This window comes from Granulicella sp. dw_53 (assembly GCF_018449545.1).
Lineage (GTDB): Bacteria > Acidobacteriota > Terriglobia > Terriglobales > Acidobacteriaceae > Edaphobacter.
In genome coordinates this window covers 140,053-159,441 of sequence record NZ_JAAVUR010000006.1, presented here as the reverse complement: position 1 = coordinate 159,441, position 19,389 = coordinate 140,053, and the positions used below count along the sequence as shown (strand labels likewise).

At 60.5% G+C, this 19,389-nt stretch carries 18 protein-coding genes; 6 read left to right on the top strand and 12 right to left on the bottom strand.

Going from position 1 to position 19,389, the window contains the following annotated elements; genetic code table 11:
- Nucleotides 1–41 precede the first annotated feature (41 nt).
- Both accD and HB393_RS11190 read left to right on the top strand, forming a co-directional pair.
- A complete protein-coding gene (accD, locus tag HB393_RS11195) occupies nt 42–938 on the top strand; it encodes an acetyl-CoA carboxylase, carboxyltransferase subunit beta (protein WP_213805257.1) in 897 nt (298 codons plus the stop codon).
- A gap of 78 nt (nt 939–1,016) precedes the next feature.
- Entirely contained in the window at nt 1,017–1,883 is an 867-nt protein-coding gene (locus tag HB393_RS11190; protein WP_213805256.1) for a class I SAM-dependent methyltransferase, read from the top strand.
- Nucleotides 1,884–1,938: 55 nt separating this feature from the next.
- Here HB393_RS11190 and HB393_RS11185 read toward each other — a convergent pair whose 3' ends face one another.
- From HB393_RS11185 to HB393_RS11175, 3 genes are all read right to left on the bottom strand, one after another.
- Nucleotides 1,939–3,249: a nucleotide disphospho-sugar-binding domain-containing protein gene (locus HB393_RS11185; protein WP_213805255.1), complete on the bottom strand. Its 1,311-nt coding sequence runs from the start codon at nt 3,247–3,249 to the stop codon at nt 1,939–1,941.
- A 296-nt stretch (nt 3,250–3,545) separates the two neighbouring features.
- Nucleotides 3,546–5,300, bottom strand: coding sequence for a M20/M25/M40 family metallo-hydrolase (locus HB393_RS11180; protein WP_213805254.1), 1,755 nt, complete (start codon nt 5,298–5,300; stop codon nt 3,546–3,548).
- 85 nt (nt 5,301–5,385) lie between these two features.
- Nucleotides 5,386–5,703 carry a hypothetical protein gene (locus HB393_RS11175; protein ID WP_213805253.1) on the bottom strand — a complete coding sequence of 106 codons (318 nt, stop codon included), beginning with the start codon at nt 5,701–5,703 and terminating at the stop codon, nt 5,386–5,388.
- Between the two features lie 19 nt (nt 5,704–5,722).
- Between HB393_RS11175 and HB393_RS11170 the strand changes: the two genes are divergently transcribed.
- Both HB393_RS11170 and HB393_RS11165 read left to right on the top strand, forming a co-directional pair.
- Nucleotides 5,723–6,505: a hypothetical protein gene (locus HB393_RS11170; RefSeq protein ID WP_213805252.1), complete on the top strand. Its 783-nt coding sequence runs from the start codon at nt 5,723–5,725 to the stop codon at nt 6,503–6,505.
- 67 nt (nt 6,506–6,572) lie between these two features.
- Nucleotides 6,573–7,019 carry a thioredoxin domain-containing protein gene (locus HB393_RS11165; protein WP_213805251.1) on the top strand — a complete coding sequence of 149 codons (447 nt, stop codon included), beginning with the start codon at nt 6,573–6,575 and terminating at the stop codon, nt 7,017–7,019.
- Between the two features lie 41 nt (nt 7,020–7,060).
- Here HB393_RS11165 and HB393_RS11160 read toward each other — a convergent pair whose 3' ends face one another.
- From HB393_RS11160 to HB393_RS11140, 5 genes are all read right to left on the bottom strand, one after another.
- Nucleotides 7,061–10,198, bottom strand: a complete 3,138-nt coding sequence (locus HB393_RS11160; protein ID WP_213805250.1) for an efflux RND transporter permease subunit — start codon at nt 10,196–10,198, stop codon at nt 7,061–7,063.
- A gap of 33 nt (nt 10,199–10,231) precedes the next feature.
- Nucleotides 10,232–11,452, bottom strand: a complete 1,221-nt coding sequence (locus tag HB393_RS11155; protein ID WP_213805249.1) for an efflux RND transporter periplasmic adaptor subunit — start codon at nt 11,450–11,452, stop codon at nt 10,232–10,234.
- 15 nt (nt 11,453–11,467) lie between these two features.
- A complete protein-coding gene (locus HB393_RS11150) occupies nt 11,468–12,784 on the bottom strand; it encodes a TolC family protein (RefSeq protein WP_213805248.1) in 1,317 nt (438 codons plus the stop codon).
- Complete coding sequence (locus tag HB393_RS11145; RefSeq protein ID WP_213805247.1) at nt 12,784–13,137, bottom strand: DUF190 domain-containing protein; 354 nt, start codon at nt 13,135–13,137, stop codon at nt 12,784–12,786. Before HB393_RS11145 ends, HB393_RS11150 begins: the two co-directional genes overlap by 1 nt.
- Before the next feature lie 98 nt (nt 13,138–13,235).
- Nucleotides 13,236–14,021, bottom strand: coding sequence for a hypothetical protein (locus HB393_RS11140; protein ID WP_213805246.1), 786 nt, complete (start codon nt 14,019–14,021; stop codon nt 13,236–13,238).
- A 143-nt stretch (nt 14,022–14,164) separates the two neighbouring features.
- Here HB393_RS11140 and HB393_RS11135 point away from each other — a divergent pair, with 143 nt between their 5' ends.
- A complete protein-coding gene (locus HB393_RS11135) occupies nt 14,165–14,875 on the top strand; it encodes a response regulator transcription factor (protein WP_255550988.1) in 711 nt (236 codons plus the stop codon).
- The gene (locus HB393_RS11130) at nt 14,872–16,311 is read left to right on the top strand and encodes an ATP-binding protein (RefSeq protein ID WP_213805245.1); all 1,440 of its coding nucleotides are present in this window, start codon (nt 14,872–14,874) and stop codon (nt 16,309–16,311) included. The genes HB393_RS11135 and HB393_RS11130 overlap by 4 nt, the downstream gene beginning before the upstream one ends.
- A 297-nt stretch (nt 16,312–16,608) precedes the next feature.
- On the opposite strand, the gene HB393_RS11125 is transcribed toward HB393_RS11130, so the two are convergent.
- The 4 genes from HB393_RS11125 to HB393_RS11110 form a co-directional block, all read right to left on the bottom strand.
- Entirely contained in the window at nt 16,609–17,034 is a 426-nt protein-coding gene (locus HB393_RS11125; protein ID WP_213805244.1) for a hypothetical protein, read from the bottom strand.
- A gap of 19 nt (nt 17,035–17,053) precedes the next feature.
- Nucleotides 17,054–17,740, bottom strand: a complete 687-nt coding sequence (locus HB393_RS11120) for a hypothetical protein (protein WP_213805243.1) — start codon at nt 17,738–17,740, stop codon at nt 17,054–17,056.
- A gap of 207 nt (nt 17,741–17,947) precedes the next feature.
- Nucleotides 17,948–18,412 (bottom strand): MarR family winged helix-turn-helix transcriptional regulator, encoded by a 465-nt coding sequence (locus HB393_RS11115; protein ID WP_213805242.1) that lies wholly within the window; start codon nt 18,410–18,412, stop codon nt 17,948–17,950.
- Nucleotides 18,413–18,472: 60 nt separating this feature from the next.
- Nucleotides 18,473–19,360, bottom strand: coding sequence for an AraC family transcriptional regulator (locus HB393_RS11110; protein WP_213805241.1), 888 nt, complete (start codon nt 19,358–19,360; stop codon nt 18,473–18,475).
- Between the last annotated feature and the right edge of the window lie 29 nt (nt 19,361–19,389).

Here is a 19,389-nt window from a genome sequence, read left to right as displayed (position 1 = left end):
CGCTACAATGGTCAAGGCATCTCCGGAAGGGCAACGAAAGCATGACCTGGTTCAAACGCGAAGATAACGAGATCGTCAACGACCCCGAGAAGACGGTCCGCACCGAGGGCCTTTGGGTCCGCTGCCCATCCTGCAAACAGATCGTCTTCAAGGCCGACATCGAAGCCAACCAGCAGGTCTGCCCCAAGTGCGGCTACCACTTCCGCATCGACGCCCGCTCCCGTATCGAGAACCTCCTCGAGCCCGGCTACCAGCTCGTGGACCTCGAGCTCCGCTCCACCGACCCCCTGAAGTTCACCGACCTCAAGCCCTACTCCAAGCGTCTCCTCGAGGCCCAGCGCAAGACCGGACTCAACGACGCCATCGTCAACGCCATCGGCCACATCGGCCCCGCGCCCTTCGCGCCCATCCCCGTGGTCCTCTCCGTCATGGAGTACGCTTTCATCGGCGGCAGCATGGGAGCCGTCGTCGGCGAGACCATCGCCCGCGCCGTCGACCGTTCCCTCGCCACCGGCCACCCGCTCATCATCATCGCGGCCTCTGGCGGAGCCCGCATGATGGAAGGCATCGTCTCTCTCATGCAGCTCGCCAAGATCTCCGCTGGCCTGGGCCGCCTGGACGACGCCGGCATCCCCTACATCTCCGTCATGACCGATCCCACCACCGGCGGCGTCACCGCCAGCTTCGCCATGCTCGGAGACCTCAACATCGCCGAACCCGGCGCTCTCATCGGCTTCGCCGGCCCCCGCGTCATCGAGCAGACCATCCGCCAAAAGCTCCCCGAGGGCTTCCAGCGCTCCGAGTTCCTCCTGGAGCACGGCTTCCTCGACGCCATCGTCCCCCGCAAAGAACTCAAGCTCTACCTGGCCCAGGCTCTCACCTGGATGTCCAACAAAACCGAACCCACCGAAACAAGCACCAACCCAGGCAATCAATAAAAGGCAATCAGCAAATCGGTGTCATCGGTGTAAATCGGTGTTAAGCCTCACGCTCTTACAGCCCTTCCGTCTGAGCCCATGCAAGAATCCCGCCCATCCCGCACCGCACTCCGCGTAGCTCTCCGCCGCGCCGCCCACCAGCTCTACGACTCCCCAGTCATCTTTCCCGACCCCATCGCCGTCCCCATCCTCGAGCAATACACCGAAGAGCTCCACAAGACCGCCACCAAGCTCCACAAGCCCTTCTCCGTGGCTCTACGCGCCTTCCTCGTGGCCCGCAGCCGCTACGCCGAAGACACCCTCGCCACAGCGGTCTCCAATGGCATCACCCAGTACGTCCTCCTCGGAGCAGGCCTGGACACCTTCGCCTACCGCAACCCCTACCCTCACCTGCACGTCTTTGAGGTTGACCACCCCGCCACCCAGCAATGGAAGTGCGACCTCCTCCACCAGACCTCCATCCCCATCCCGCAAAACCTCACTTACGCACCCGTAGACTTCGAGACCCAGTCCCTCCCGCAGCAACTCCACGCCGCTGGCTTCGACTCCAAGGCTCCCACCCTCTTCGCCTGGCTCGGAGTCGTCCCCTACCTCACCCTGCCCGCCTTCCGCAGCACCCTGGCCTTCATCGCCTCATGCGCTCCGGGCAGCGGAGTCGTCTTCGACTACGGCCTTCCCCGCCACGCCCTGCCATTCTTTGAGCAGCTGGCCCACGACTCCCTCGCCGCCCGCGTCCAGCTCGCCGGTGAGCCCTTACAGCTCTTCTTCACTCCCACTGAGGTCGCAGCCGAGCTCCACGCCTTCCACCACCTCGAAGACCTCGGCCGCCAGGAGATCAACGCCCGCTACTTCCCTCGCCACGCCGACTCACCCTCAGCCAAACGAACGGCACCCCTCGCCATTCGCGGCACTGCCGGCCACCTCATCAGCGCATGGCGCCGCTGAATCGGAAATTATCGGCCCTTCAATTCCAGGCTATAAGATAGGGGTGGCTTGCGGCCTACCTGGACGAGGGCCGAACTCGTGCCTTTCGCGGAGCGTCCTCTGCGATCGCTGCTTCGACCGCCATCGCAACGGTCTTCAGCGCATCGTAACGCGAAAGACTCTCCTTCATCTTCTTCGCTCGCTCGCGATACCTCGGATCACCCAGCATCTCCCGAACCGCTGCTCGAATCTGCTCCGGCGTAGGTGAACCTGTCTTCAGATTGATCCCTGCGCCAGTCCACGCGAGGCGAGCACAGACCCTCGGTCTGTCCTCCTTGTCTCCCCCTGCAATCACCGGCACTCCGAGGCTCAGCGCCTGCTGCACGCCGTCCAATCCGCCGTTGGTCAGGAAGACATCTGTCTTCTTCAGCATCGGTCCATAAGGGATGTACGACTCTACGGTCGCATTCGGCGTGCGCAGAATCTGCTCCACATCGCCTCCACCCGAAGTAACCACGACCTCTACGTCTTCATCGGCCAGAGCCTTCAAAGCCGGGTTGATCAACTCATCTACATCACAGCTCGCAAGCGTCCCTTGCGTCACGAACACCACCGGACGCGAACGGTCCAGCTTCTTCATCCATGCCGGAGGCTCCGTCACCGTCTCCTTCGGTAGGATCGGGCCGGCGAAGTGAAAGTTCTTCGGCTTGTTCTCCATCGGATACTCGAAGTCCTCCGCGCTGAACTGCAGGAACACATCCGGAAGCGTGTACAGACGGTCGTAGAAGATCTCTCCAGGACTAGGAACTCCCAGCCCCTCAATCACCCTGTCCAGATGCTTGTTCCCCGGTCGAAGCGCCTCGTTGAACAGCCGGTTGTCCTCGGCGATCTGCTTCCGGCCCTCCTTCGTTGCATCCGGGCCCGTAAAGGGCGAATAGGCCACATCGCGCAACGCCGATCCCACCACGCCACAAGCGATCATCGGAGGACGAGCCTCTCTTGGCCCCAGTAGGAACGGAAACGTCCCCATAAACAACATGTCCGTCAGGACAAGGTCGATACTCTCACTCTTGATAATCTTTCGAATGCAACGGTACTGCGCCGGAATGGAGTCGCCCAGTAAGTACTTAATGTAGAAGTTCGTCTGGTCCGGTCCCGGCTCTATCTTCTTTAACTCTGGAAAGCTCTCGCTCCAGTCATTGTGATCGAAGTTGGCGTTATCCAGATGTGGCTCAAAGGACAGACCCAAAGCCAGCACCCGCTCACGGCACCCCTCCGAGGTGTTGAAGATCACATGATGTCCGCGCTCTCTCAGATACTCCGCCGCCATGAGCATGGGATTGATATGCCCAAGGGCGGGAATTGCGCAAACAAGGATACGGCTCATGAAACTCCTCTGGGAAATGGTTGCTGCCAGGAAACGCATCGGCCGAACAGAACAGACACATGCATCAATGTATGTTTCGTGAGAGTACATAGTGGTTAACCCATACCGCCGCCGTCTATTCCACGCGCCCTCTCCAACCCCAACGAACACGCTGAGATCAGCACCCACAAAGCAGTTCTTCGATACCCACCTAACCCCAAACAAAGCAGCACAATGCGAACATACCTAGCCTTAAATAAGTAGGGGCGGCTAAGGAGCCGCCCCTATCTAACTACTTATCTGTACTGCTTATGCGGCTACTTATCTGGTTCACCGACCTCATTCGGGTAGATCCCCGGAATGGGCGCGATAGCCTTTCGTTCGTTCTCCGGATGCGGGAACGGCTTGCGCGGCATCATCGCCTCGCGCTCGCTGGTGTTGTAGAGGAAGATCGCCTCCACCACCGCAGCCTGCTCCAGATCCAGCGGATGCAGCCGGTCGTAGGTATCCATATCCGAGTGGTGCGTTCGCGTCTCGTAGTCCATCGGGTCCTGAATGTACTGGAAGCCCGGCAGACCCACCGCGTCGTACGACAGGTGGTCCGTGCCGCCCGTGTTCCGGTAGCTGATCGTCGATACGCCAAGATCCTTCAACGGCGCGATCCACTGTCGGAAGATCGGAGCGATCGCATAGTTCTCCTGCGTGTACACTCCGCGAACCTTGCCTGTGCCGTTGTCGAGGTTGTAGTAGGCATCGAGCGTCTCCCACTCCTTGGTCGTCGTCAAAGCTCCACGCTGACGAAGGTAGGTGGGCGCGTTCGGGTCCGCATCTTTCGGCTCCGCGAAGGTACCGAAGTGCTGCTTCACGTACCCCTCCGATCCGTACAGGCCCTGCTCCTCGCCGGACCACAGCGCGATCCGGATGGTCCGCTTCGGCTTCACGCCCAAGGCCTTCAGGATGCGAACCGCCTCCATCGCCACCACTGATCCCGCGCCGTTGTCCGTCGCTCCGGTGCCAGAGATCCAGCTATCCAGATGCCCGCCGACCATCACCACCTGATCCTTCAACTTAGGATCGGTGCCCGGAATCTCCGCGACGGTGTTGAAGCCATGCTCATGGTCGCCTGTGAACTTGGTCTCGATGTTCAGCTCCAGCGTCACCGGAACCTTCGCCTGCAGCAGTCGCGCCAGCCGGTTGTAGTGCTCGGTCATCATGACCGCATTCGGGATCGTCACTGCCTTGTCCTTCGCCTGCGCGCCGCGAACCAGGTTCGCGCCGTTGTCGTCGAAGATGATGCCAGTTCCGCCGCCATTACCGCCGTCTCGCGAAGGAGTGAGAATCGCCGCCACACCTTCTTCGGTCATCATCTTCAACGCCGCGGCCTTCAACGCGGCCAGCCGAGCGCGATCCGCCATCGCACGCTGCGGATCGGGAGCGCCAGAGCGTCCCACCGTCGTGGGATAGGTCTCCATCTCCGCCAGTTCCTCGGTGGTGTAGCGGTGGAACAGTGGCTCCGTGATATCCGGAGTCGGCCGCAGAGCGCCCAGCAACACGATCTTGCCGCTCAGCTTGCCCTTGTACTTGTCCAGGTCCTTGATCTCCTGGGCATCCACAAATACCGCCTCAGCGGAGACCGGGCCCTTCGTCGCCGGCGACCAGGGAGCAGCCTGCGCCCACAGCGGCTCAGGATCGGGCGAGATCATCCGAACCCATGTGTTGATCTGCTGCCAGCCCATCCCGAACTCGCCCCAGTCCTCCAGGTGCGCGTTCTCCAGCCCGATGGTCTTCAGCGTATCCCGCGTCCAGGCATTCGCCTTCGCCATATTCGGCGAACCCGTCAGCCGCGGCCCGATCCCATCCGCCAGCGCTCCGGCGAACTGCATCACATGCGAGTGCTTGAAGCCCTCTTCCCGTATCCGCGAGTACATCGTCAGATCGACGTTCTCCACCGGCGGCTGCGCAGCGTAGTAGGACGGCAGAGAGCCCGGAGGTGCGGCGATACAAGGAACGGAAAGGCCGGTAGCAGCAGCCGAAAGGCAGCTCCAGCGCACAACGCGACGTACGAGTGACATGCGGGGTGGTCCTCCAAGAAAGTTAGCTTTTAACAGAAGAAAAAAGCATAGCAGACCCAGGAAGACCTGACAGAGACCGAACTAACTAACTACGCCGCAGATGCCGTTTCGCCCACAGCGTTCCGAGATATGCCAGCGCCACCGCCAGCACTGTGATTCCCGCGCAAAGGCCCGGTCCCTTATAGCTCCACGAGAGATCGATCCCCTTATGCGTCAGGCTGTTGACGATAGGAATGCCGACGATCCCCAGGAACGTGCCCATAAAGAACGCCACGAACCCGGACGCCAGGCTCATCAACAGGCTCGCGAACCACCCCAGGTCTCCCACCGGAACACCAAAAAGGTACCCGCCGCCTAGCGTTCGCGGTCCGGTCTGCGTTTCGATCTCTGAAGCCTCTGCCATACAGTTAGAATACTTCTTTATGGCCGAAAGCGTTCAAACCGGACTCATCCAGGCGACCCAGGTGGCCCGCGACACCGTCCTGCAGCAAGCCCCCAACGGCCTCCACTATGCCTCCTACGGCGATACCAATATCGCCGCGCCGGACCTCGCCCGCATGGTGCAGGCGGTTCCAACCACCATCGCTGCCGCGCTCTCGCGCAAGGCGTACTACTTTGTGCCTCTGGCGATGAGCGAGACGAAGCCAGATCCGGTCGCGGATGCGAAGTCCGAGGTCATGATCTCCTCCGCCTACACGCCGGACCTCAGCGAACACGCCATCTGCCATCGCAACGTCAACCTCGGCTCCAGCGAAGGCATCTTCATCTCCACACGGCTCCTCGGAGACCGCTTCGCCCTTGCCTTTGAGTTCTTCATCAACGTCGGCCACGCATTCGTCGACGCTGTCGGCGTTCCCGACTCCTTCACCGAAGCCGTCTGGACCCAGGCTGTCGCTGACGTCCGCGGCGAGACCAGCCAGGACGCCTGGGAGAGCCGAGCCCTCTCGCTTCCTGCCGCCTCGGTCGACGCCAAACCTCGTATCGACGAGAAAGCGAAGACCAACTACATCGAGTCCGCCTTCTCCGACGCGGTCGCGATCTACCTTCTCTCCCTCTCTGTAGACTTCGACTACTCCGAACTCCGCGAGCGCGAGTACCCTCTCCTGGCTCCCCAGCCTCTGGCTGAGCGGCTTCGCCTGGTCGCTAAACTCTTCCCGCCCAATCCCACCTACGAGTTCGCCATCCGCTACCGACGCCGCGCCTGACGGTCTGCACCTTCCGGATGCAATTTACATCCAACTTAGGGTAGAAAGATTGTCTCCGGAGGCCTCGATGCCCGTCATCCGAACCTGTAAAAACTGCGGTCAAAAGAACCGCGTCACCGCCACTCATCTCGCCGACACCGGCAAATGCGGAGCCTGCAAGAATCCCTTGCCAGCGCTCAGCGAACCCCTTCAGGTCGACACCGCACTCTTCGACGAGATCATCCAGAGCGCCCGCGTCCCCGTCCTCGTCGACTTCTGGGCCGATTGGTGCGGACCCTGCCGCGCAGCCGCACCCGAGGTCGCCCGCACCGCCGCCGACATGGCAGGCAAAGCCCTCGTCCTCAAGGTCGACACGGAGCACGACCCGCAGCTCTCAGCCCGCTTCAACGTGCGTGGCATTCCGAACTTCGCCGTCTTCCTCCACGGCAAACTCATGCAGCAGCAAGCTGGCCTGGTCAATCACGACGTGATGGAGAGCTGGTTGCGGATGGCAGCAACCTCACCATCCGCCTGACAGACTTTCCAAACTTGCGGGATCCTTGAAGGGACGAGTCTCTACGCGAGTGTGGTGCGATTTCGGTAGACCAGGATAAATCCGGCTGGGACCAGAAAGATCGTCAACAACACCGAGACGGTGAGACCGCCGATCAGCGCCTGGGCCAGGGGAGCATACGACTCGCTCCCTTCTCCCAACTTCAAGGCCATCGGCAAGAGCCCAATCAACGTCGCCAGGGAGGTCATCAAGATGGGCCGCAGCCGCACACGGCACGACGTGATGATTGCCTCGTGCGCTTGCATGCCTTCTTTGATCAGATGATGGGCAAACTCAACGATGAGAATGCTGTTCGACAACGCAATGCCTGCCAGCATGACCACTCCCATCAGCGACATTACATTCAAAGTCGTTCCCCACAACAGCAATGCAATCAGCACGCCGGTGATTCCAGGCGGAAGCGCGAGCAGGATGATGAAAGGGTCGACGAACGAGCGAAATTGCGCCACCAGAATGAGGTACAGCAGGACGACCGAGAGGATGAGCCCGATCGCGAAGCTACGGAACGATGCACTCATAGACTCCACGCTTCCCATCAACGTCGCCTCGATGCCATGCGGCGGCTCCGTTGTGTCGAGAATCTTGTGGATCGCAGTTGCGATGCGGCCTAGATCTTCCTGCTCTGGCCGAACATACACGTCGACCGACCGGCGAATCTGTGTGTGATCCATCTCTGTTGGAGCGTTGAATTGCTCGATATTTGCAACCATATCCAGTCGCGTTGGCCGAGAGATATTGACGCCATGCAGCGGAATCGCCTTCAAATCATCGAGCGACTTCACTTGCCCTTCCTTGTACATCACTGTCAGGAAGTAGTTGTTTCCACTCTTTGGATCGATCCAAATGCTGGGCGCAATCATCTGGTTCGAGGTCAACGCTGTGATGACATTCGACACGACCTCCTTCTCGGTCAGTCCGAGTTCGCTCGCCCGTGTGCGGTCGACCGTCAACCGCAGAGACGGATAGTCGATGTCTTGCGGGATATATACATCTGCCACACCATGAATCCCGCGGATCTGCGTAGCGATCCTCTGCGCGAAGTCGTAGTCGCCAGTCATATCCGTTCCCGTAATCCGAACGTCGATCGGCACCGGCGATCCCATATTCAGCACGCCATCCACAAGACTTCCAGTGGAGAAGAAGGCCTGTAACTCTGGCATCTCCGAAGTCATCTTCTTCTTGACTTCGCTAATGTAATCGAAGCTGCTCGTAGCATGCTCCGGCTGCAGCGCCACTTGCATAAAGCCGGTGTGCATCGCGGAGTTCGGCGAAAACAACGATGAAAACCCAGGATCGAGCCCAATATTTGAAACGATCATTCCCATGTCATGCTTCGAGACGATCTGGCGAATGAGCTGTTCGAGCCGCGCCGTCTCCTCTTCCGTCGCCTCCAGCTTCGTGCCCGAAGGAGCTTTGAAGTTGATGACAAACTGCGCGGGATCGGTGCGCGGGAAGAACGAGAGTCCAAGCAGCGGGAAGAGGCCGAGGCTCAACAGGAAGACAACGCCGAAGATTGTGAGCGTCGCCTGCGGTCGCTCCAACACCCTTCGCACCAGGTTATCGTACTTAACTAATAGAACGTCGAACATCGCTGCGAAGCGCTCGTTGAATCGCGCTCCGAAGCTCTTCTTCGCTGGTGCTTCGTCCAGCATCGTATGTGTGTCGCCATGCGCGCTCTTAATGAACCTGGCGCAGAACAAAGGCACTACCGTAAGGGCCACGAAGTATGAGGCGAACAATGAGATCACTACCGCAAGCGCCAGAGCAGTGAACAGGAACCGGCTCACTCCATAGAGCAGTGTCACGGGAAAGAAGACCACAACAGTTGTGAGAGTACCTGCGAGCACCGGCAATGCGACCTCGCGGCCACCCTTCTCCGCCGCGACGGCAGGAGACTCGCCTCCCTCAAGGTGCCGGAAGATGTTCTCCAAGACCACCACCGAGTTATCAATCAGCCTCGATAACGCAAGCGCAAGCCCGCCGAGCACCATGCTGTTTACTGAACTGCCAGCAAGATGCAGCACCAGGAATGTCGTCAGCACCGACAGCGGTATCGAGAAAAATACTGCCAGTGTCGCTCGCATGCTGCCCAGAAAGATCAGGATCATCAGGCAGGTGAGAAAGAGTCCGATACCGCCCTCGTGCACCAGGGTCTCGATAGCCGTCTTCACGAAGCGCGATTGATCGAAGACCACCTTGGTCTCCAGAGTCGAGGGCACATCGTAGAGCTTCTTCAGCGTCGTCTGCACTCCATTTACGATCGCAATTGTGTTCGAGTCTCCACCTTGCTTGAAGACCGGCACGTAGACCGCGCGGGCCCCATCCACGCGCACGATGTTGTATTGCAGCGAGAATGCATCCTTGGGTACCGCAACGTCGCCGACACGCACCGGCGATTGACCCACCATCTTCAGTGGCACTTGCGCGATGTCGTCCGGTCCCTTCAACATCGAGTTCGTGTAGATGTTGTAGTCGTATCGACCGACCTGCACATCGCCCGCGGGAAGAATCACATTGGAGTCGTTCACAGCGCGAACTACATCCATGGGACTGAGCTGATTCGCCTCTAATTTGAAGGGATCGGCGTAGAGCATGATCTGCCGCCAGCGGCCACCGAAGGGCTGCGGCACGGACGCGCCCGCCACGCCCGCCAACTGGTTTCGGACAAAGTTCTGTCCCACATCCTTGAGTGTGCTCTCATCGAGCCCGACTCCTTTCAGCGTCACCAGTGCAACGGGCAGGCTTGAAGCGTCCTGTTTCAGCACGATCGGCGGATACGTGCCCGGTGGCATGTCTCGCATATCGCTCATGGCGAGAGTCGCAATCGACGATGCAGCGGCGTCCGGATTCGTCCCCGCACGGAAGTAGACCTTGATCAGGCTCGCGCCAGGCAGAGAGCGCGACTCCATATGGTCGATTCCGCTTGCCAAGGTAAACATCCGCTCCAAGTGATACGTGATGTTTGTCTCGATCTGTTGCGGCGGCATGCCGGAGTAGAACGTGGCGACCGCAACGACAGGAAGCTCAATGGGCGGGAACATATCCACCGGCATGTCCGCTGTACTCACGGCGCCGAGGATCATCACCAGAAAGCAGAGAACGACGATCAGATATGGGTTACGTATTGCGAATCCCGACATGGCGAATGGTTCCTTGCTTGGCAGTGAGGATGGTTAGCTGTGACTGTTCGTGTCTGATTCGTAGGAGGCCGTTCGCGACGTAACCTTCTCGCCGTCCGCTAGACCGCTGTGCCGCCCGACAACGACCTGATCACCGCTCTGAACGCCGTCGAGGATCTCGACCCTCGTGGCTGTCTGCAGCCCGATGGTCACCTTGACCAGATGCAACTGGCCTCCGCGAACGGCATAGACATGCTGCACCGTAGTGCCAAGGCCTTCGACTGCATCCACAGGCACACTCAATACATTCGTATGGGTCGCCAGATGGAGATGGACCTCAGCGTACATCCCTGGAACCAGCGTGCCATCGCGATTCGGTACATCGACCTCGGTATCCATCGTGCGTGTCGAGGTTTGCAGTGAGTCCGTGAAGCGCGTGATATTTCCGGGGAACGTCCGGCCCAATGTCGTGACATTTACGTTCACCGTATCGCCGTTATGGATATCCGGCACTGCGCTCATCGGTACAGGAAGCGTAAGCCGCAGAAGATTGTTCTGCGCCAATCGCACCACCGGCATCGCCTGTGTCTGCGACGAGATGCCCGCCTGGATCATCGAGCCCGTGTTCGCATACCGCTTTGTAATAACGCCTGCGAAGGGTGCGCGAATCGTCGCGTATTGCAGCATCGCATCGGCGCGGGAGCGCTCTGAGTCGGCCTCTAGCTTCGCCTGCTCCGCACTCTGCAACGCCGACTGTACGCTGGCCAACTGCGCAGCCGCCTCCAGATCGTGTGCCTGGGCTACATCTACCTCCTGCTTCGGCACCAGGCCCGGCTGCTTCGTCGCCACATCCTGAATCCGCTGAAAGGAGAGGTGTGCAATATTCGCGCTGGCTTCCGCGCGTTTCACCGCACTCCGCGCCGTGATGATATTGGCTTGCGCCGCGGCCAGCCCAGCGGTGGCCTTCGCTCTCTCATCCTGCAGCTCGGGCACCTCGAGCGTCGCCAGGAGATCGCCCTCGCGGACGTGGTCGCCGATATCCACCTTGATGTTCTTTACGTAGCCGGCGACCTTCGCCATCACATCTACATCCTGGTACGGCGTGAACTCCGCGGTGAGTACCAGCTCGTTGGTCAGGTTCGCAGGCCGTACCGTCGCCGTCGGCACTGTCGGCAGATCGGCCACAGCGGCGGCTGTACTTCGGCAGGACGTCAGCAGGCAGGATGTTCCGGCAGATGCCGCGATCAGCATCGCCATTCGCAGAGAGAGGGGCATGGAGGTTGATCCTTTTTAGTTCAGAAGACCGGCAGCATAGTCGAGCTCAGCGCGCCGGGTGAGATAGTCGTAGTTCGCTCCCGCCGCGGTAATCTCCGCGGAGGTCTCGCTCAACTGCGCTTCGTTGAGCTCTACAATGCTGCCCAGACCAGCCTCGTATCGTGCCTGCGCCAGTCGCAAGGCCTCACGACTTTGTGCTACAAGCCGAGCTGAGACACTCAGGCTGCGGTACACCTCGTCCGCCTGATACCACTTGTCACTGACCTGCTCATTTACCTCGAGCTTGGCTTCCTCCACGTCCTTGGCTCGCGCCTGCGCCTCGAGCTCTGCCTCGGTGCGGCGAGCTGTGAACAGACCGCCGTTGAAGACCGGAATGTTGAGGTTGAAGCCAATCGCCGCGTAGTTATCCTGCAGCGTGTGGTCGTGGTACGGAATCTGTCCTGCCGAACCGATCACATTCAACGTGGGATAGCTCAAGCGCTTCTCCGCCGCGGCGAAGCTCTGGGCTGCATGTCCCAGCGAGATCGCAGCACTGAGATCCGCACGCTGCACGAGCGCCTGGGCCATAAACGACTTCGCGTCCGGTGGCAACGCCGCGGGTAGAGCCTCTTCGACGAGCGCCGCTGTAATCGGCTGCGTCTCTCCCATGGCGCTGGCGAGATGCGCACGCTGCTGATGGACGATGCTCTCCGCGCGCACGACCGCAAGCTCAGCCTCGCTCTCGAGGACGTTGGCGAAGTTCACGTCCAACGTCGAGCGCAGCTGGCTCTGCGCCAAGGCGCCGACCTGCTGCGAGATCAGTTGCCTGTTCGCCTGCGCCTCCCGCGCAGCTCTGAGCACAGCCTCTGCTCCCATGACCTGGAAGTAGGCTCGTCTTACGTTCAGGCGAATCTGCGCGCCGGTTAGGGTCTCTTCATCCTTCCGCGCGTCCGCCAGCGAGCCTTGCGTGTTGATCAGCGCGCTGGTACGGCCAAAGTCCGTCACCATCTGCACCAGGTTTGCTCCGTACGCAAACCGGTCCGAGATGGCGGAGGTCGTGACCGCGCCTGCTGCGGTGGAAGCTCCCGTATCCGCGACGCGCACGCCTGTGGCGTTGAAGGCTACGGTCGGCAGAAGCGCGGACCGGGCCTCGCGGATACGTTGCGTCGAGGCGCGGGAGCGCAACTGGGCCGCGAGAAGCCGCGGCTGGTTTGCCATCGCAATCGACTCTGCCTGCGCCAGCGTGAGCGTCGAACCAACGGGCGCTGTCGAGGAGAGAGGAGCCTGACCCACGCCTGTGCCCGAAGAAAGCAACAAACCCAGAGCCAAGATGTACGCTGCGACTCGCACCATCAAGCCAAAACCTTTTCCGCGGTTGTCAGGTTCTTGAGAATTTCCGTCGGATGCGCTTCGATCAAACCATCCGTGACTAGAGTCAACAGGTCCGGAAGGATTCCCCGGACCTTTTCGGTCTCGTCGACGAAGTAGATGATCATCGGCAGATGCCGACCATTCACATCGCCCGAATCCCCGCGGTGCAGACGGTGGTGCGAGCCGAATCCGGCGTGGGCACGCAAGGCAGTCGCTCCATCGATGCCGCGCTTCTCCAGGAAGCGCAAGATGTCTTCGTAGAGGAAGCCTTGCGTCGAACCAGTATCCTGGTTCAGGTGAACGGTTACCTTGAGAGCCGGTCCTGCTTGCAGCATCGCGTGATCTCCAGAGGTCTAATTGGTGGCGCTAAGAAATGCAAAGAGCAGAAGAGCAAAACTGCATGACTCTCCGCGAGGAGATGCCCACACAGAGGTTATTGCGTGACCGCGTTCGAGCCATCGCCGACGACTTCGAGCAGCGCGGCGCTCTTGGCCCAGATCTTCGCCGAGCGGCGGCGCGAGGCTAATGCGAGCGTGGAGACCTCGCCAGTCTTGCCGGCGCTCAACAGGGTTACGTCGGTGAAGCCATACAGTCCGCAGGCGGAGGCGGAGAACAGACCCATCGACTGCTCGGTGTCGCTCGCATCGCAGTTCTCCGGTCCGTTGCCGGAGGTCGAGATGAGGTGAGCGTAGACTCCGCCGCGCTTACGGTATCCAACGGTATCTCCGTCGCGTGAGGTGACCTCGCTCTGCGACGGGACGACCTGATCGCCGCCGATCTGGGTCGTTGTGCTCAACGGATCCATGTCGGTCGCCTTGGGGCGTTGCGCGTCCCACACTGTGACGGGATCTGCCATGGCGCGTACATATACTTGCAGCGGCAGCGTCTTGCCCTTGCTCTCGATGGAGTCAAAGTGGATCGCCAGCGTGGAGACTGGCTGCTTCGCATAGGGTGTCTTATCGAACGTAAAGGCGTTGGACGTCACCACATGTCCCGTCACATGCGCGCCTGCAGGCAGGATCTCGCCGTTCGCGAGCCGCACCTGTTGGGTGGTCTTCGCGGAGACCGTGTCGCCGGTGTGCGAGTGGTTGGTGTCGATGCTGCGCTCGAACTGAATCGGCAGCGTCGTTCCTGGCGACAGCAACGTTGCGGGTGAGGCCTGCGCCATGGCAAAGGAGGCGGAAAAGACAGCGATCGCGGTAAAGACGGGAAGTTTCATCTCAGCTCCAGCGCCGGAAGATCCGGTGACAGCCTGAGTGGACCACGAAACCGCCTTACAACCGCCTTACATCTCCCTTACATTTCGCACGCTAGCTCTTGCCCTGCCTGCCATAGTGGTCAATCATCAATCAGGGAGAGCCTTTGCAAGCATCATCGACCACGCCCAGCCGGATACTCGTCGTAGAAGACGACAACAGGATGGCGAATCTGCTCGTCTCGGCGCTTACGAGTCATGGCTATGCGGCGACGCTGGCACGCACGGGCGAGGAGGCGTTCTTCCTGATTCACAGCACACGGCCGGATCTGGTGGTGCTCGACCTCACCCTGCCGCAGCGCGGCGGTCTGGAGATTCTTGCCCAGATTCGCGAGCAGCAGCTTCCCACGCGGGTGCTTATCCTCACCTCGCATAACTCCGTCGAAGACCGCGTCCTTGGCCTCAATACTGGGGCGGACGACTACCTCGGAAAGCCGTTCTCTTTCCCGGAGCTGCTGGCGCGCATTGGCTCTCTGCTTCGGCGTACTTCTCCGCCTCCACGCTCCGACTCGGCGGCGATTGCGGATGTCCATATCGACACGAAGGCTCGTGTGGTGAGCCGTTCCGGAGTTCCGATCGAACTTACGCCGCGCGAGTACGATCTGTTCCTCTACCTACTGGAGCATCGCAACCAGGCGGTCTCCCGCGAGATGCTGACGAAGGATGTGTGGCGCGAGACCTCGCGGTTTACGCCGATCGACAACGTGATCGACGTTCAGATGACGCGTCTTCGCCGCAAGATCGACGATCCATTTCCGGTCAAGCTGCTGCATACGCTGCGCGGAGTCGGCTTCATCCTGAAGGAGCCCGAAGAGTGAGACTGCTTCGCTCCACCAACATTCGCACACGACTCGCCATCTGGTTCGTCGCGATTCTTGCGAGCGTGTTGACGATCTATATCGCGGCGCTCTTCGTCTTCCAGTACATTCTGCTGGAGCGGCAGATCTTCCACGACGAGATCCAGGACGTCGAGACCGTCGAAGGCCTGCTTTACTTCGATCCGAGCGGAACGCTTCGCCTGGAAGAGAGCTACCACTCGCATCCGCAGTCGCGGCTGCTGGAGGATCGCCTGATGGAGGTCCGCGATCTCTCGGGCAATGTTCTTTACAGCAGCGACACGTTGAAGGGCTCGGCTCTGGGCGGCGCGCTGATGGCCGGCGAAGGCATCAGCTCTTACAATGAGCGGTCCACCGCGATTGCGGATGGAACCAGGGTTCTGCTCATCAGCCATGTTCATCCGGTGCAGGGCAAGCTGGTGCTTATCCGGCTGGGATACAGCATGGATCCGCTGCACGACCAGATGCAGCACTTCTTCCTGCTGCTTCTGCTCGCTACTCCCATCGCTCTGGTGGCCGCTGGATTCGCGGGCTTGACCATCGCGCGGCGGACGCTTCGTCCGCTGGACCTGATGGCCGCCCGCGCGGAGCAGATTACGGCGAGCAATCTGCATGACCGCATTGCGGTCGAGAATCCGCACGATGAGCTGGGCCACATGGCTCGCGTGCTGAATCACCTGCTGGGACGGCTTGAGCAGGCCTTCGCGCAGTTGCAGCGCTTCACAGCCGATGCGGCGCACGAGCTGCGGACGCCGCTCGCCTCCATCCGTTCGACCGGCGAGCTGACCTTGCAGGAGGCTCGTCCGGAGGGAGCGTATCGCGATGCCATCAGCGGCATGCTGGAGGAGAGCGTGCGGCTGAACCAGACGATCGATGGGCTGCTTCTCCTGGCCAAGGCCGAGGCGCTTCAGCCGGATAGCGCGCCAGTCTCCTTCTCGCTCGTGGAGCTGGTTCACGAGATCCTCGCGCTGCTGGAGGTGCTGATCGAGGAGAGGCAGATCACCGTCCTGGAGGAGCACGAGACGGAGGTGCGCTGGTCGCTGATCGCCGACCGCAGCCTGATCCGAATCGCACTGCTCAACGTGCTGCACAACGCAGTCAAGTTCTCGCCGGACCACTCTACGCTGCGCATCTTTTACGGACGCGTGGAGCGCGGGGGGCGCGTCTTCCACAATGTGTGCATCCACGACTCGGGTCCGGGGATCGCTCCGGGGGAGCATCTGCGGGTCTTCGAGCGCTTCTTCACCAGTGCCGTCCACCAGGTCTTCACGCATCGTGGCGCGGGGCTGGGCCTTTCTATCGCGCGGCTGATCATCGACCGCATCGGAGGGCGTATCTACTTCGACCAGGCCGCGGTGCAGGGAGCCAGGTGCTGTATCGAGCTGCCGCTGCCTGCCGAGGGTGTGGACCCCGTATAGGCTGTGTCCCCCCGGGGGGGGTGCCCCCCCTTGCCCGGGCGTAAGCGTAGTGGATTCATGCGCTTGCGGGCTTTGGCCCGCGCTAAAATATTGCAGGCAGATGGGTTACGGCCAAATATTGGCAAACAAAAGAGATAGGGCCGCGGATGTCGCGGCCCTTCTCTCTTTCTAAACTCTCTGGTTCTATTTTAGCGAAATGGCAATAACTAAAGTGCCACTTGGGTGGAGGATATTTTTGTGGTGTAAGTGGTTGTTGTTGCGGGTTTTAGGGCTGGAGTTGGCGGCTAGAGGTGCGGTTTAGGGGGTTGACAGCTTTGCGGAAGGGGCCGGGGCGTCGTTGAGGAGGATGCGTAGCGGGCTGAGGGGGCCGAGGGGCATCAGGTCGAATTCCATGAGTTGGGCGCGGCCCAAGGGGAGCTGCTCGAGGAGGGTGTGGGCTTCCTCGACCGACGAGACGTTGAGGAGGAAGACGACGCCCTTGCCGTCCTGGCGGACGTACCACTGATCGACCTTGCCGGAGAGGTAGAGGCGGACGGTGTCGGGGACCTCGTGCGGCATAATGCTCTTTCTCTGCTCCAGGGTGAGGGGGCGGACCACATGGCCGATGGCGAGGATCTTGGTGGTGGGGACGGGTGGGGCGGCGGGGGTTGGGGCGGTCTGGGCGGTGGCGGCGATGGGGAGCAGCATGCTTCCCATGAGGACGATGCGGGAGAGATGGGACATGGGAGTTCCTAGGTGTTGGTCAGAGTGCGGGTTGGGGTGTGGCGACGAGGGTTTTTCTCAAGATCACAAGGTGGCAGAGCAAGACCGATGGCACGATGAAGGCGGGCAGAAGCACGAACGGGAAGTAGAGGATGGCGACGGTGGGCTGGTTGAACGCGATCCGCTGAAAGGGGAAGGGGGCCGAGAGCATGGCGCGGATGAGGGCGTTCATCACACTGAGGAAGCAGATGACGTTCCATGCGCCCAGGAATTTTTTGCCGACGAACTGCTTGCTGTAGGCCCACCAGACGATGGGCGCGGTTAGGCCGGCGAGGATATCGAGGTTGCCGCCCTCGAAGGTCATCAGGGCTGGGACCTGTTTGAAGAGGAAGAGCCAGTAGAGGCAGATCTCTACCAGGATTCGGACGGAGTGAAGAAGCACTGTCCACTTGAGATCCATTGTGGCGATGAGGCGCTTTCCGGCGGGGAGGAAGGCGAGGACGAGCACCAGGAGCAGAGGAGGCGCGATGACCAGAAGGAAGCGGGGAGGAAGGGCGGAAGTTTTGGTATAGAAGCCTGTCGAGGCTACGGCAGATTGCAGGAGGATCCAGAGGATCGACCCGATCCACACGGCTTTGGAGTGGGTGGCCTTCACCAGGAGGATGAGGGTGATGAGCGCCGTTGCTAGAAAGAGGGTAATGAGAGGCAAAGAGACGGATAGATCCATGCTTGTAGACCTCCTAAAACCGCTCTGCTGATGATGGCTTCGTTGAAGCTGAGTTCGGTATTACGGTTTTGCAGGGTGGCTATTTTTCGGGGGTATCTATGCCGTCTCGATTTATCGGCATATGCCCACAGTATGGCATAGGTCAGGTGAAATCTTCCGATTCAGGGAGCTTGTATTTTTTAGAGATACTGAGTGCTGGACGAGCGCTTAGTCGAAGGCGAGGGTCTTCAGGCGGTCGTCGTGAGCTATGGACAGAAGAATTTTGCGAAGCTCTTTGGTTGCGTCTTCGCCGTAGATGCTGGCGAAGCGCTTTTGCGCCTGACGCCAAAGTGGGTAGGCCTCGGCGATCTTGGCCTTGCCTCTACGCGTCAGAAGGATGTGACGATGACGGCGATCCGCGGGGCTTTCCTGAAGCTCTATGAGGCCGTCCCGTTCGAGGGGTCGGAGGTTGTGACCGAGGGCGGAGCGGTCCAGGACCATGACATCGGCTAACTGGGTCATGGTTGGAGGAGAGTCGCGCTGCAGAAACAACTCCGCGAGGATCACCATCTGGGTGGAGCGAAGTCCGCTGGGGGCGAGTACGGTGTCGTAGAACTGGGTGACGCGACGGGATGCCTTGCGCATGGCCGTTGCGTTGCAGGTGATCTCTGTAAAGTCCAGCGTCTTCGCCATGAATACTCCCCTTCGTACAGGGTAACTGAGTTATCCCGTTGCGAATGGGGGCATATGCCTTTATGCGGCGGTGAGTTTTAGCGAGGCGGCGTCACGTCGAGGCGAGACTCCGAACATGCGGGAGTACTCGCGGCTGAACTGCGATGGGCTCTCGTAGCCGACCTGGAACGCGGCGGTCTCGACGTTGACGGCGTTCGAGACCATCAAGCGCTTGGCCTCAAGCAGACGGAGCTGCTTCTGATACTGCAGCGGCGTCATGGAGGTGATGGCCTTGAACTGACGATGAAAGGCCGATGGGCTCATCTGGGCTATGCGCGCCAGTTCCTCGATTCGCACGGCCTCGGCGAAGCGATCGCGCAGGGCATGGATGGCGCTGATCACGCGCTTGGTGTGGCCGCTGGCCAAGGTCAACTTCATGACTTCGCCGCCGTGCGGCCCGGTGAGGAGCCAGTAGCAGATCTCGCGCATGATGGCGGGGTAGAGCAGGCGGATGGCTTTTGGGGTTTCGAGAAGTCGCACCATCCTCAAGGCACAGTCGGCGAGAGGGCCGTTGAAGTCTGTGACGCAGACGCCGCGTCCTACGTGGTCGGGCGGCTGAGGCAAGGTCTCCAGCTCGTCCATGACCTCACGCAGGATGGGGATGTCGAACTCGATGATGAGGCCGAGGTAGGGCTCTTGCGGACTCGCCTCGGCGACTCGTCCGAAGGCGGGCATCTCCAGGCTGACCAGTAGGGCCTGTCCGGCTCTGTAGTCGAAGCGTCGATCGCCGAAGATGGCCCACTTCGCGCCTTGAACTACGACGCAGAGCGCGGGTTTGAAGATGAGGTATGCGGGGCGCTTCTCGTGATCGGAGCGAAGGATGGTGACTCCTTCGATTGCTGTAGCGTAGGGGCTTTCGCCAGCCTGCGTTTCGGTGTATCGCTTTACCGCTTCCAAGAGTGCGTCCATAGCTCTTCTATTTTACTTCTATTGGTCGC

Bases quoted from the DNA above. Each gene is read 5' to 3' on its own strand.
- accD (WP_213805257.1), top strand. From the start codon at position 42: ATGACCTGGTTCAAACGCGAAGATAACGAGATCGTCAACGACCCCGAG.
- HB393_RS11190 (WP_213805256.1), top strand. From the start codon at position 1,017: ATGCAAGAATCCCGCCCATCCCGCACCGCACTCCGCGTAGCTCTCCGC.
- HB393_RS11185 (WP_213805255.1), bottom strand. From the start codon at position 3,249: ATGAGCCGTATCCTTGTTTGCGCAATTCCCGCCCTTGGGCATATCAAT.
- HB393_RS11180 (WP_213805254.1), bottom strand. From the start codon at position 5,300: ATGTCACTCGTACGTCGCGTTGTGCGCTGGAGCTGCCTTTCGGCTGCT.
- HB393_RS11175 (WP_213805253.1), bottom strand. From the start codon at position 5,703: ATGGCAGAGGCTTCAGAGATCGAAACGCAGACCGGACCGCGAACGCTA.
- HB393_RS11170 (WP_213805252.1), top strand. From the start codon at position 5,723: ATGGCCGAAAGCGTTCAAACCGGACTCATCCAGGCGACCCAGGTGGCC.
- HB393_RS11165 (WP_213805251.1), top strand. From the start codon at position 6,573: ATGCCCGTCATCCGAACCTGTAAAAACTGCGGTCAAAAGAACCGCGTC.
- HB393_RS11160 (WP_213805250.1), bottom strand. From the start codon at position 10,198: ATGTCGGGATTCGCAATACGTAACCCATATCTGATCGTCGTTCTCTGC.
- HB393_RS11155 (WP_213805249.1), bottom strand. From the start codon at position 11,452: ATGCCCCTCTCTCTGCGAATGGCGATGCTGATCGCGGCATCTGCCGGA.
- HB393_RS11150 (WP_213805248.1), bottom strand. From the start codon at position 12,784: ATGGTGCGAGTCGCAGCGTACATCTTGGCTCTGGGTTTGTTGCTTTCT.
- HB393_RS11145 (WP_213805247.1), bottom strand. From the start codon at position 13,137: ATGCTGCAAGCAGGACCGGCTCTCAAGGTAACCGTTCACCTGAACCAG.
- HB393_RS11140 (WP_213805246.1), bottom strand. From the start codon at position 14,021: ATGAAACTTCCCGTCTTTACCGCGATCGCTGTCTTTTCCGCCTCCTTT.
- HB393_RS11125 (WP_213805244.1), bottom strand. From the start codon at position 17,034: ATGTCCCATCTCTCCCGCATCGTCCTCATGGGAAGCATGCTGCTCCCC.
- HB393_RS11120 (WP_213805243.1), bottom strand. From the start codon at position 17,740: ATGGATCTATCCGTCTCTTTGCCTCTCATTACCCTCTTTCTAGCAACG.
- HB393_RS11115 (WP_213805242.1), bottom strand. From the start codon at position 18,412: ATGGCGAAGACGCTGGACTTTACAGAGATCACCTGCAACGCAACGGCC.
- HB393_RS11110 (WP_213805241.1), bottom strand. From the start codon at position 19,360: ATGGACGCACTCTTGGAAGCGGTAAAGCGATACACCGAAACGCAGGCT.